Origin of the sequence: Labrenzia sp. THAF191a, from assembly GCF_009363335.1 — a bacterium.
Taxonomy (GTDB): Bacteria; Pseudomonadota; Alphaproteobacteria; order Rhizobiales; family Stappiaceae; genus Roseibium; species Roseibium algicola.
Genome location: NZ_CP045333.1, coordinates 1,215,791 through 1,228,579, shown reverse-complemented (window position 1 = coordinate 1,228,579; position 12,789 = coordinate 1,215,791). Strand labels below are relative to the sequence as shown.

The window sequence follows — 12,789 nt, the reverse complement described above, 5'->3', positions numbered from 1 at the left end:
TTTGCTGGAGGTTATATAGAGGATGGGGTTGAAGGACACGTAAATCCTGAATTGACCTGAAACAGGCTGCGTTCCAATCGGAACAGAAACAGGAATGCACCGACATGCCATGGTTTGAACCTGGCGAGGGCATGCGTCGTTACACACCGTCCTTCACGGCGGCAACCCGGAGCTGGTGCAGGAGGGCTGCAAGAGACTCTTCGGAAAGGCCTCCGATCTTCAGCGCAAGCTGGTTGGCAAGTTCGGTGGCCTTCGGGTCCATGCCGGCCGTGTCGATGGTGACGCGAGGGTCGGACAGTTCGGCCAGGCGCTGGATTTCTTCCGCCTCATCCCAGATGACGTTGAAATAGGTGATGATTCGCTGCACCAGAAACCAGGTTGGCTTGCCACGCTTGCCATGTTCCAGCGCGGACAGATAGGCACTGGAAACCGACAAGGCCGCTGCCATTTCCTTCAGCGACACATCCCGTTTTATCCTGAGTTCCCGGATTTTTGCGCCAAGTGGGGTCACGGCCCTACCTTCTTTTTCGAATGCGAACGTACAGTGCGCCGCCGCCGCCGTGGTTCGCGTGGGCTTCCTCGTAGCCAAGTACCACGGATCGCAAGTCGGGCATCGACAGCCACTGGGGCACCATTCTGCGCAAAACGCCGCGCTCGTCCATATAGGCGCGTGCGTCACCGCTGCCCTTGCCCGTGATTACCAGCACGACTTTATGACTTCTCGCCTGCGCCTGGTAGAGAAAGCCGCGCAGCCGGTCATGCGCCTGATGCTGGGTCAGGCCGTGCAGGTCTATCCGCGCATCGATGGCCTTCACGCCGCGCACCAGCTTGCGGCGGTAGCGGTGTTCCAGCTGATGCAGCGGCAGCGGTGTTGGCGGCGCCTTGGCCGCAGCGGGAGCCTGGATCGCGGTCGCGGTTTTCAGCGCCTTTGCGGGTGCCGCCGGTTCGGTTTCGGTGATTTTCTCAAGCTCGGCCTTGAGGTCCTGAGCCCTGTCCGGATGCAGCGGCGTCAGGGTTTTGGCAACCTTGCCCCACAGTTCCCTGTCTTCCGGCGACAGTGTCCCTTTTTTACCCCGTCTTGCCATGTCTCAGTCCGCCGCCACACCAGTGGGACCAAGACGGATGTTCGGCACCAGGATCGTGAACTCGGCCTTGTGGCGGATTTCTCCGGCAATGGCGCCTGCCGTCTGCCCGGATCCGACGAAGATATCGCCCCGCGCCGGTCCCTTGATTGCCGATCCGGTGTCATCTGCCACCATCAGCCGTCGGAAAGCGCCGTCGTCGCTGTCGTGATCCTTCAGCGCGGAGGCAACGAAAACCAGGGATCCATAGGGAATGAAACTCGGATCGACCGCAAGGCTGCGGCCTGCCGCAAGGGGAAGGCCCGCGGCCCCGACGGGCCCGTCGTTCACGCCGATTTCGTCGACTTCCCGAAAGAAGATGAAAGACCGGTTTTGCCGGAACAGCTGATCGCGCTCCTCCGGATGCGCTTCCAGCCAGGCACGAAGTCCGGCAGCCGTGAAGTCCTCCGGCGTGCCTTCTCCGCGCGTCACCAGCAACCGGGCAATGCCGGTGTAGGGGTGGCCTGTCTTGCCCGCATAACCGACCCGCATCGCGCTTCCGTCCGCAAGACGCAGCCTTGCCGAGCCCTGAACATGCACGAAATAGGCGTCGGTCGGATCGGCAAGCCAGACGAGTTCGAGGTTTTCCGGATCGAGCTTGCCATCCATGATGGCGCTCCGATCCGGCATTTCGGTGACGCGTCCATCAACCCGCCGTCCATGGCTGAGCGTTTCGGGCCAGTCCTGTGGCCGGTTTTCCGGCGTGATCGCCTCCAGGCCTTCCGGCTTTTTGAGCAAGGGATACCGGAATATGTCGGTTCTGACCCGCGAGGCGGCCAGTTCCGGCTCGAAATAGCCCGTCACAAATCCGCTCTGGGCAATTCGGTGCGGCGTGAACCGGCTTTCGAAAAAGTCCCGCGGCGCTTCATCACCGTACTTTGCGGCCTTTTCGGCGTCGTTACAGAGCGTTTGCAGATCTGCTGCGGCGACGGAGGGAAAAACGGTGTCCTGGGTCAGGATTTCCGGTTTGCGGCACAGGCGTAGAAAACCGGCAAGGGCGGCGGCATGATCGTCGTTTTGCCAGCCCGGCAGACTGGAGAAGGAGATTGCCTCGAACCGGTCCGGGATCCGTTGGCCTGGTACCATGGCTGAGGCAGCTCCTGAAAAGAAAAGCGGCGCGGCCAGAACCGCGCCCTTTAGCAGTGGGACAAGCCGGAAGCCCGGCCGGGGCCGCGTGTTCCGCTTGCCCTGCATCGTGATTACTCTGCGGATTCGGTCGCGACCAGCTTCCAGTTCGGATCGCGGGACGTGGTGTCCCGGGCGAAGGTCCAGATGTCGATCACTTCGCTTACCTTGGCCGGATCGCCGTCGACCACTTCACCGGCCTTGTCGCGCGTGGCGGAAATCAGCTGGCTGTGGATCTTCACGGTTACCTGGGCGGTCGAATTCTTCAGCGCAGCTTCGACGATTTCGGCCTTGTCGATGCCGACAAAGGTAGATTCGATGGTCTCGCCACGCTTTTCGCGATCGTCGATTGCGGTGACGAAGCCTTCATAGACTTCGCGGGACAGAAGGTTCTTCAGCGCTTTCTTGTCGCCGTCCGCAAAAGCCATCACGATCATCTCGTAGGCGGCGCGTGCGCCTTCCAGGAAGGGTTCCGGCTCGAAGCTGCGGTCGACGGACAGGATCTGTTTCAGGGCGCTGTTCAATGCGGAGCCCGCCGGGGCAACCTTGTCGATCACGACGTCGCCACCACGACCACTCTCCTCGACCGGCTCGGCCTCCAGCGTGGTCTGGTTCGGCATCGGGATGACATTGTCCTGATCGTTGCCGTTTTTGCGTTCGCGCGGCTGATCGGGCTTGGAATAGGGGTCGAATGGCGGGCGCTCATTGCCGGTGCGTTTGCCCAGCACCGATCGCAGTCTGAACAGAATGAAAACCGCAAGTCCCATCAGGAGGAGGTTCAACGGGTCAAAAATCTCGTTCATCGTAACTTCCGGTTACCCTTTTTGAGGCCCTAGAGCCGCCTGCTCTAACTGCCAGGTGAGCGCAGCCTCGTACGCAAGGCCTGTCTGCTTCCTATTTAGGGGGTCCTTGAACCAGCATCCAGACCCAAGAGCAAGACTGAATCTTTGCATTCATAGCCATTTCGTGACTGCCTGCTCGCATTTTTGCGAGTGAATGTCTACCTTAGGTCCGAATAGCTTATCAGACGATGGAGCTCCCGTGGGACTTTATATCATTGCCGCAATCCTTCTTCTGCCCCTGATCGAGATTGCGATGTTCATCTGGGTGGGAGGCTTGATCGGTGTATTCCCGACAATCCTGCTGACGGTGATCACCGCGCTGGCCGGGACAGTGATGCTGCGCCAGCAGGGCCTGTCACTGCTGATGCGCATGCAAACGGAGCTGGATGCCGGCCGCACACCCGGAAACGAGGTGATGCAGGGTGCAATGATCGTTCTTGCCAGCATTCTGCTGCTGATCCCGGGTTTCGTCACGGATGCCATCGGCCTGCTCCTGTTCATACCGCCGGTTCGCGAAGCGCTGGCGCGGTTCATCATTGCCCGATCGAACGTCGTTATCGTCGATGGGGGCGGTGGTATGCGCCGGCCGGATGACGGCGTCGTGGACCTGGACGAAGGCGACTGGAGCGAAAAAAACAGCGGCACGAGTGGTGGCTCCGGCCAGCCGAAGCTCAGCCCCTGGCAGGATGGCTCGGACAACGCGAAGCCCTGATTTCCCAAACGCTCACTAAAACGTGACTGCTGGTGTATGCGTAATATTTACCAGTCAAGGTTATGTCTGCGCTGAATTGGACCCAAAACCGGACTGAAGCGGAGCAGGCAGCGGTAGAATGAGCGCCAGGCGTGTAGATTGGGTGGATACCGCCAAGGGCATCTGCATCATCTTCGTCGTGATGATGCATTCGGTGCTTGGCGTGGAAGCCGCCGCTGGCCAGACAGGCTGGATGCATGTGGTCGTCGCCTTTGCAGCCCCCTTCCGCATGCCGGATTTCTTCCTGATCTCGGGCCTTTTCCTGTCGAACGTCATTACCCGCGACTGGAAACTCTATCTTGATCGCAAGCTCGTCCACTTTGCCTACTTTTACGTGCTGTGGATGACGATCCAGTTTCTGGTGAAGGCGCCCGTCTTCATCGAGGAGACCAGCGTTCGCGCAACGGTGGAACTCTATTTCCTGAGTTTCATCGAGCCTTTCGGTACCTTGTGGTTCATCTACATGCTGCCGGTCTTCTTCGTCGTGTCGAAGGCCGCCCACGACAAGGGTGTGCCGTGGCAACTGGTTCTGGCCGTCGGCGCACTTCTGCAGATCGCGCCGATCCACACCGGCTGGCTGCTGGTCGATGAATTCGCGGCCCGTTTCGTTTTCTTCTATGCCGGCTTTGTTTTTGCTCCGCAGATCTTTGCCCTGGCCGACTGGGCGCGCGAGCGGATCGGGATCAGTCTCGCGTGTCTGCTGGTCTGGGGCCTGGTGAACGGCACGCTGGTCTATGCCGGCTGGGCACATCTGCCGGTCATTGCGCTCGTTCTTGGTGCGGCCGGTGCGGGTGCCATCATCCTCACCAGCGCCTTGATCGTGAAATGGGGCCAGCTCGGTTTCCTCCAGCATTTCGGCGAAAACTCGATCGTCATCTATCTCGCCTTCTTCTTCCCCATGGGCGTGACGCGGGTGATTCTGCTGAAGCTGGGCATCCTTGATATCGGCACAACGTCGTTGATCGTGACGCTGGTGGCGTCGGTTAGTCCGATGATCCTGTTCTGGCTGATCCGCCGCACGAACATCGGCTGGTTCCTGTTCCGCAGGCCCGCCTGGGCCTATCTCAGCGGAACCTTTGGCGGGAAACGTCAGGCACAGGCAGCTGAGTGATCGGCAAGCTTGGAATTTTTAACTTTAGGACTTTTCTCCAGAACAGGCTGCGGGCATGATCCGCGCCATGTCGACGCAAAGCACCTCCTCCGCCCTCACCGCCGATGACCATCTCATCCTGGTCGACGGGTCCACGTTCATTTTTCGCGCTTATCACGCGCTGCCGCCACTGACGCGCAAGCCGGACGGGCTTCCTGTCGGGGCGGTTTCGGGCTTCTGCAACATGCTGTGGAAGCTGCTGCAGGAAGGCCTGACACCGGAGGAAGGCGACGAGCCCACCCATTTCGCGGTGATCTTCGACCATTCCGCGCAGACATTCCGGAACGAGATTTATCCGGAATACAAGGCCCACCGGCCAGACCCGCCGGAAGATCTGGTGCCGCAGTTCGGCCTTATCCGCGAAGCGACACGCGCCTTTTCGGTTCACTGCATCGAGCAGGAAGGCTTCGAGGCGGACGACCTGATCGCGACCTATGCCCGTGAGGCTGCCGAACAGGGCGCGCGAGTGACCATCGTTTCAGGCGACAAGGACCTGATGCAGCTGATCGGCCCGAAGGTGGGCATGATCGACACCATGAAGAACAAGACCTTCGGCGAAGCCGAGGTGTTCGAGAAATTCGGCGTCGGTCCCGACAAGGTCATCGAGGTGCAATCGCTGGCGGGCGACAGCGTCGATAACGTGCCCGGCGTGCCGGGTATCGGTCTGAAGACCGCGGCCCTGCTGATCAATGAATTCGGCGATCTGGAAACGCTGCTCGCCAAGGCCGACACGATCAAACAGAACAAGCGACGGGAAAACCTTATCGAATTTGCCGATCAGGCTCGGATTTCCAGGCAGCTCGTCACTCTCAAGCAGGATGTGCCGGTCAAGGTGCCGGTGGGCGAATTGTCGGTAACCGATGTTGACGGACCCAAGGCGCTCGGCTTCCTGAAGGCGATGGGGTTCACCACCCTCACCCGGCGCGTTGCGGATGTGACCGGGGCCGATCTGGATACGGTCGATGCATCGGACCTCAAGGTTCCGGGATGGGATGTTCCGGACCACAAGGGCCGGATGATGGAGCGCCCGGCCGGCAGTGACAGCGCGGGTTCGGAAGCTGCAAAAACCCCGGGCGACGCTGATCCGGACAACTCCGGCCTGCTGGTACCGCAGACCGTTGCCGATGCACGCGCCCAGACGATCCGGGCGATCCCGGTCGACAGCAGCACCTATGAAACCGTCACCAGCCTCGACCGCTTGAAGGAATGGTGCGACGCGGCCTTTGAAAAGGGCTACGTCGCCTTCGACACCGAAACGACATCGCTGGACGCCATGCAGGCAGAGCTTGTCGGTGTTTCGCTGTCCACCGAGCCCGGCAAGGCCTGTTATGTGCCGCTTGGCCACGTCGACGGCGAGGGTGATCTTCTTGGCGGTGGCGGTCTTGTCGAAGGCCAGATCCCGCTGAAAGACGCGCTGGAAGTGCTGAAGCCGATGCTGGAGGACCGCTCGGTTCTCAAGATCGCGCAGAACCTCAAATACGACTGGCTGGTGATGACACGTTACGGTGTCGACATTACGCCTTACGACGACACGATGCTGCTGTCCTACACGGTCGATGCCGGCAAGGGCGGCAACGGCATGGACGAACTGTCCGAGCGCTGGCTCGATCACAAGCCGATCCCGTTCAAGGAAATCTGCGGCTCCGGCAAGTCGATGATCACCTTCGACAAGGTCGCCATCGACAAGGCAACTGCCTATGCGGCGGAAGACGCCGATGTGACGCTTCGTCTCTGGCTGATCCTGAAGCCGAGGCTCGCTTCCGAACGTATGGCGACCGCCTACGAGACGCTGGAACGGCCGATGGTGCCGGTGCTTGCGCGCATGGAAAAGCGCGGCATCTCCGTCGACCGGCAGATGCTGTCGCGCCTTTCGGGTGAATTCGCGCAAGGCATGGCGGGCAAGGAAGCCGAGATTTACGAGCTGGCCGGCGAAAGCTTCAACATCGGTTCGCCCAAGCAGCTTGGTGATATCCTGTTCGGCAAGATGGGGCTTCCCGGCGGCAAGAAGACAAAGACCGGCGCCTGGTCGACCTCGGCGCAGGTTCTGGAAGATCTGGCCGCGGAAGGGCACGAACTGCCGTCGCGGATCGTTTCCTGGCGCCAGCTCTCCAAGCTGAAATCCACCTACACCGACGCCCTGCCCGGTTACATCAATCCGGAAACGGGGCGTGTGCACACATCCTACGCGCTGGCGGCAACCACCACCGGGCGCCTGTCCTCGTCGGAACCGAACCTGCAGAACATTCCGGTTCGGACCGAGGAAGGCCGCAAGATCCGCAAGGCCTTCATTGCCGAAAAGGGTCACAAGCTGATCTCGGCCGACTACAGCCAGATCGAGCTGCGCGTCCTGGCGCACATGGCCGATATTCCTCAGTTGAAGAAGGCGTTCGACGACGGGCTGGACATTCACGCAATGACGGCAAGCGAAATGTTCGGCACGCCGATCGAAGGCATGGACCCGATGGTCCGCCGCCGGGCGAAGGCGATCAACTTCGGCATCATCTACGGGATTTCCGCATTCGGCCTCGCCAACCAGCTCGGCATCTCGCGCGGCGAGGCAGGCGACTATATCAAGACCTATTTCGAGCGTTTCCCGGGCATCAAGGACTACATGGAAGCGACCAAGAAGCAGGTTCATGCGAACGGTTACGTGACCACAATCTTCGGCCGCAAGGCGCATTATCCGGAAGTGAACACCAAGAACCCGAACATGCGTGCCTTCTATGAACGCGCCGCCATCAACGCCCCGATCCAGGGGTCTGCCGCGGATATCCTGCGCCGGGCGATGGTGCGCATGGAAAACCGGCTGGAAGGCTCAAAGCTGGATGCGCAGATGCTGCTGCAGGTGCATGACGAACTGATCTTCGAAGTGCCGGATGCACAGGTGGAATCCACCATTCCGGTGATCAGGGACGTGATGGAAAATGCCTGCGATCCGGCGCTGAAACTTTCCGTGCCGCTTCAGGTCGACGCTCGCGCAGCCGACAATTGGGACGAGGCGCATTAGGGTGTGGACCCATAAATGAAGACGAAATGGCATGAGAAATGGCAAAATCGCGTTAGGAAGTGTGCGCTGGGCGGGCTTTCTGCCCGGTCAAGCAAACTGACGACACGAGGTGAAGCCATTTTCATGTCCTTCGGATTTGACTGGATTGGTCCTCCTCAGCGTTGCGAAAGCTTGAAAATGAGCCACATTTCCTGCGCTTCCGCGCCTTGAGGAAGACCAATCCACCTCAAACCATTTCATTTTCATTTATGGGTCCACACCCTAGAGCACGTCGCGTTTAACCTGAAAAAATCCTGCATCGCTTTTAGCGTTGAAATCTCTGATTTCAGACTGCGAAAAGCGATGCCGACAAAACGCGATTTGCTCCGGGTGCTTCGGTCCCGACAGGAGAGCAGGCCTCAGGCCTGCTGAGCACGGCGCCGGAACAGCGGCTGGATCAGCCGGCGATAGGCAAGCGCAAAGCCTGTGTAGAAGAGAAACACCGACGCCAGCGAGGCAAGCCCCGCGAGCGTTTGGCCCATGACGCCATAGACCTCGCCGGTGTGCAGAAATCTAAGGAAGACCCTGGCGCGCCGGCCTGCCGGCTGGTCTTCGGCGCCGCTGACGCCAAGCACCTCACCCGAAACCGTGGAGACCGTATAGGTCGTCTGGCGGGAAAGCTGGGTGCCATTGCCTGTATCGACGGTCATCACCACCCGTGCAGCCTGTCCGTTGGGCAATTTGACCGAAAGCGTCTGCCAGTCCGGTTCGGCCTGTTTCAGCGTGTCGGCAATGGCCTGCAGGCTGACGGCTTCACCCTGAGCGCGGTTCTGACCCTGGCGTTCTTCACCGGCACCCTGGCCGGTAGCTGCGGGCGAAACCGGCCCGAAGACGGCGGCCACCATGTTGCTGGCCCAGGGATAGGAAATGACGACGCCGGAGACCACAACGGCAAACAGCGGTACGAGCGACCAGATGCCGAAGACATGGTGCCAGTTGTAGTCGCGTGCCTTCGCGGTCGGCAGGTTTCTGCGGAAGAGAAGGTTCAGCTTGACGATCCGCCAGGTCCATTTCTTCGGCCACCAGAGATAAATTCCGGACACCAGAATGAACAGGAAGCCGAGATTGGCAGCACCGGTCACGGCCCGCCCAAGGCCGCGGTTTTCACCAGTAAGGGCAAACCAGCGGTGCAGCGCTGTCACCGTGCCAAAGAAGGATCTTGTGCCCTCCGCGGCATTGTCGATCCGCTCCCCTGTATAGGGGTTGAGCAAATGGTTCTCGCGCCGACTGACCGAAAGTGTGGCCGGGGCGCCGTCCTGCCTTGGCAGGACCAGCGAATTGCCGGGTTGGCCGCCGTTTGCCAGAACGGCAGTTGCCAGGTCGTCGACAGAGAGGAGCTGCGCATAGGCCGGTTTTACGACCGCGCGGCTTTCCATGTAGGAGATGATCTGGCGCTCGTAGGTCAGGACCACGCCGGTGGCTGACATCAGGAGGATAACGAGACCGAAGGCGACCCCGACGACGAGATGCGCCCAGAAAACGATACGTTTGAAAGACATGGTACTGCTGCCCGTTTCAGACCGGATTTGACGGTTGCCGGGTCCTCCTCCACCGGCTTCAACAGGCCTAAGCCGAAGATCTCGCTGCGTCAAAGGCAACAGCAGGGTGTTTGGCCGAGAATTTGTAACCAGTTGTCGCCACCGCGAAGAAACGAGCCCGAGGCGATTTCCGCAGGCAGCTGAAAAGCCCAGGGTTTCCGGGAGTCCACATGAGGCCCCGGTACCAAAACCCTCAGGAGTGTTCCAAGCCGCATACAATTTGCCGCACCAAAGGTTGGACGGAAAAGGCGGCGATAGAGACGGGAGCGGGTGACAGGGTGGTCTTGAGGAAGCGGGGCTTCACCCGATGACGAAATCCGGCGCGCGAGCAAGAAGCGCTGCCGCCTCTCGAACTGTGTCCTCTACGATCCTAGCCGCCGGTTGAACGGTTTTCACAAGATCGAGGGATTCTCCGGCAATCAGGGCGCGAACGGAATAGTCGTCCGGGTCGGCAGCCTCATAGGTTTTCTGGATCTTGTGAGCCGCACCGGACAAACCTGCCGGATCCTCCAGCCAGGGGCGGGAAAACGCATTCTGAACAACCCGCCCTGTGAATTGCGACGGCCAGTCAAGTCCGCGCGCAACGTCGAACACACTGGACCGGGCGGTGTCGTCCCCGTGCGCCTTGGTCAGGGCAACCTTGGCCTTTTCCGATCCGTTCGCCTCGACGCTTGCCCAGAAACGGGTCCCCATCATGACACCGTCCGCGCCCAGCATGAGGGCCGCTGCCAGTCCGCGCCCGTCCGCAAGCCCGCCGGCCGCCAACACGATTGTTTCCTTGCCGGCGGCATCGCGAACCGCAGGAAGAAGGGCGGACAGGCCCCGGTCCATACCGTGACCGCCGCCTTCCTGGCCCTGGGCGACGAGAACGTCCGTTCCGGCCTTCAGGGCCTGTTCGGCCTGGTCCAGGCGTTGCACCTGCCAGATTGTGGGAATACCGCGCTCCCTGGCGGCCTTTACGATCAGTTCCGCGTCACCGAAGGAAACGAACAGGGCCGCCGGATTGCGGTCGAGGATCCGATCCACGAGGGCCGGTTTTTTCAGAAGACTCCAAGTGATGACACCAAGACCGACCCTCTGGTTTCCGGCCGCATCGAAGGCAGCGTCGATCCAGTCCGGGTCGCCGTAACCGGCGCCGATAATACCGAAGCCACCGGCGCGGCTGACTTCAGCGGCCAGACGACCATCCGAAATCCTGTCCATCGGCGCCAGCACGACCGGATGGGAAACGGCAAAGCGGCGGGTAAAGGGCGTGTCGAGCAATTGTTTCATGCAGACACGCTGCCATGGAAATCATTTCAGGAAAAATGATTGAAGAAGGAATTTGATATCTTTAATTTGGATGGTATGGACATCGTGCTTTTGAAAACACTGATGGCAGTCGCCGAGACAGGCTCCTTTTCGGGAGCTGCCCAGGCGTTGAATTGCGTGCAGTCGAACGTCACCTCCCGAATTCGGCGTCTTGAGGAACAATTCGGCCAGAAGGTCTTCCAGCGCAGCAAGGCCGGGGCCCGGCTGACGGAATTCGGTGAACAGGTCCATGCGCGCGCGATCGTGCTTCTGCAACAATTTGCGGCGGCCGAGCGCGATCTTCTGGAAGCTGCCGGGGCAGGTGCGCCGCTCAGGCTCGGCTCCATGGAAACAACGGCAGCCGTTCGCCTGCCCGCTCTTCTCAAACGTCTGAGAGACAAAAGCGCAGCACCGCTTTCCCTGATGACCGGCCCGACCGCAGACCTGCTGTCAAAGGTGTGGGATCAGAAGATCGATGCCGCCTTTGTCGCCGGGCCTGTCGACAAGGCCAGGTTTCAGGCGGTTCGTGCCTTCGGCGAACAGCTTGTCTGCGCCAGTGGTCCGGCCACTTCGGCGCAGGGCCCCCTGTTGGCCTTTCGCCATGGCTGCAGCTACAGGGCGGCGGCGCAGGCGTGGCTCGGCAGTATCGGCCAGAGCGACAGGGAAGTAACGGAAATGGGCACGCTGGAAGGAATTCTGGGCTGTGTGGAGGCCGGTCTCGGGTTCACGGTTGCTCCGGAAAGCGCTGTCCTGGGCTTTCGCAATGCCGACCAGTTGACGACGACCCCGCTCCCGCCGCCTTTTGGCGAAACCGTCACCTATCTTGTCTGGCGCGTCGACCGCAAACCGGTCGAGGCGCACAGGAAGCTGCTGGAAATCCTGGCAGAACGGGCCTGAGGCTTGAGGCCGTCAGACCACCCGCAAATCCGGCTGTATCTTGCCAGCCAGCGCCGAGCGCGGCGCGATGGCGTTCTGCAGGAGGTCGTTGAGATGTTCTTCCAGATAATCGACGATGGGCGATTGCGTTGTCGACTGGGTGTAGATCGCGAGCTGTGTTGCTGGAAGCTTCGGAAAGCCATCCTGCTCCTTCAGGATCTTGAAGCCTTCCAGAATGGCTCCCGACGGCAGGCAGCAAAGGCCCGCACCCGACAGAACGGCCACCTGGGCGGCGGCAACGCTGGTGGTGGTGATGCGCTCGTACCACTGCCGTCCGGCGCGGGCGAGCGAACCGAAGGAGATTTCCCGGAAAGGGCAGGGTTCGGGAAACATGATCAATGGCAGCGGATCGGTTAGCGGGCAGTTGTCGCCAACCACCCAGTGCAGCGGTTCCTCGAATATCTCGACCGGCATCTGCTTGGTTGACGAGACAAGGGCTATTGCGAGGTTGATTTCGTTGTTGGACAACATTTCGTGCAGTGTGGCGCTGTCGGCGACCGTCATCTCTAGTTTCACGTTGGGGTGAATGCGCACGAAATTGCAGAAAATCGATTGCAGCTGGCCGGTCGCATACCATTCTGGCAGGCCGACATGCACCGTGCCGGTCAGTTCCGGTGCAGACAGGCGCAACCTGGCTTCCTCGTGTGAGCGCAGGATTTCCGTGGCGTGCTGATAGAGGATACGCCCGGCGGGCGTGAGGTTCATTGTGCGCGCGCTGCGCTCGATCAGCGGCTTGCCGACCCGTTCCTCCAAACGCCGCAGCTGAGTGCTGACGCAGGGTTGTGTGCGGTTCAACCGAGATCCCGCATGTGTGACGTTGCCTGCTTCGGCAACAGCCACAAAGGCTTCCAGCAACTCGATATTAAAACGGCCTATGGTCATGTCCCTGCCTCCGTTTTAGCGCAAGACGACCTATGCGGTTTTCCGCCGGTCCAGCGCCACACAAGCATAACGTTCCATTATGGGGCGCTTCAATTATAAATTTAAGGG

11 protein-coding genes are annotated in these 12,789 nt (G+C 60.5%); 4 read left to right on the top strand and 7 right to left on the bottom strand.

The genetic code is table 11. From position 1 onward, the window contains the following. Positions 1-139: 139 nt before the first annotated feature. From FIV05_RS05640 to FIV05_RS05625, 4 genes are all read right to left on the bottom strand, one after another. A complete protein-coding gene (locus FIV05_RS05640; protein ID WP_023002387.1) occupies positions 140-511 on the bottom strand; it encodes a helix-turn-helix transcriptional regulator in 372 nt (123 codons plus the stop codon). Between the two features lie 4 nt (positions 512-515). Further along, positions 516-1,085, bottom strand: coding sequence for a Smr/MutS family protein (locus FIV05_RS05635; protein WP_075283210.1), 570 nt, complete (start codon positions 1,083-1,085; stop codon positions 516-518). Between the two features lie 3 nt (positions 1,086-1,088). Beyond that, positions 1,089-2,207 (bottom strand): MltA domain-containing protein, encoded by a 1,119-nt coding sequence (locus FIV05_RS05630; RefSeq protein ID WP_209009865.1) that lies wholly within the window; start codon positions 2,205-2,207, stop codon positions 1,089-1,091. Positions 2,208-2,320: 113 nt separating this feature from the next. Continuing rightward, positions 2,321-3,049: a Tim44/TimA family putative adaptor protein gene (locus tag FIV05_RS05625; RefSeq protein ID WP_023002384.1), complete on the bottom strand. Its 729-nt coding sequence runs from the start codon at positions 3,047-3,049 to the stop codon at positions 2,321-2,323. Positions 3,050-3,287: 238 nt separating this feature from the next. On the opposite strand from FIV05_RS05625, the gene FIV05_RS05620 reads away from it, so the two are divergent. The 3 genes from FIV05_RS05620 (at position 3,288) to polA (ending at position 7,996) form a co-directional block, all read left to right on the top strand. Then, positions 3,288-3,800 (top strand): FxsA family protein, encoded by a 513-nt coding sequence (locus tag FIV05_RS05620; RefSeq protein ID WP_152508952.1) that lies wholly within the window; start codon positions 3,288-3,290, stop codon positions 3,798-3,800. A 118-nt stretch (positions 3,801-3,918) separates the two neighbouring features. Beyond that, positions 3,919-4,950 carry an acyltransferase family protein gene (locus FIV05_RS05615; RefSeq protein ID WP_152508951.1) on the top strand — a complete coding sequence of 344 codons (1,032 nt, stop codon included), beginning with the start codon at positions 3,919-3,921 and terminating at the stop codon, positions 4,948-4,950. Between the two features lie 55 nt (positions 4,951-5,005). Next, entirely contained in the window at positions 5,006-7,996 is a 2,991-nt protein-coding gene (gene polA, locus FIV05_RS05610; RefSeq protein ID WP_152508950.1) for a DNA polymerase I, read from the top strand. A gap of 398 nt (positions 7,997-8,394) precedes the next feature. On the opposite strand, the gene FIV05_RS05605 is transcribed toward polA, so the two are convergent. Further along, positions 8,395-9,534, bottom strand: a complete 1,140-nt coding sequence (locus FIV05_RS05605) for a PepSY-associated TM helix domain-containing protein (RefSeq protein WP_152508949.1) — start codon at positions 9,532-9,534, stop codon at positions 8,395-8,397. A gap of 339 nt (positions 9,535-9,873) precedes the next feature. Further along, the gene (locus FIV05_RS05600) at positions 9,874-10,845 is read right to left on the bottom strand and encodes a nitronate monooxygenase (RefSeq protein WP_152508948.1); all 972 of its coding nucleotides are present in this window, start codon (positions 10,843-10,845) and stop codon (positions 9,874-9,876) included. A 39-nt stretch (positions 10,846-10,884) separates the two neighbouring features. Between FIV05_RS05600 and FIV05_RS05595 the strand changes: the two genes are divergently transcribed. Next, positions 10,885-11,760 carry a LysR family transcriptional regulator gene (locus FIV05_RS05595; protein WP_152508947.1) on the top strand — a complete coding sequence of 292 codons (876 nt, stop codon included), beginning with the start codon at positions 10,885-10,887 and terminating at the stop codon, positions 11,758-11,760. 12 nt (positions 11,761-11,772) lie between these two features. Here the strand turns inward: FIV05_RS05595 and FIV05_RS05590 are convergent, their stop codons facing one another. Further along, positions 11,773-12,681, bottom strand: a complete 909-nt coding sequence (locus tag FIV05_RS05590) for a LysR family transcriptional regulator (RefSeq protein WP_152508946.1) — start codon at positions 12,679-12,681, stop codon at positions 11,773-11,775. Between the last annotated feature and the right edge of the window lie 108 nt (positions 12,682-12,789).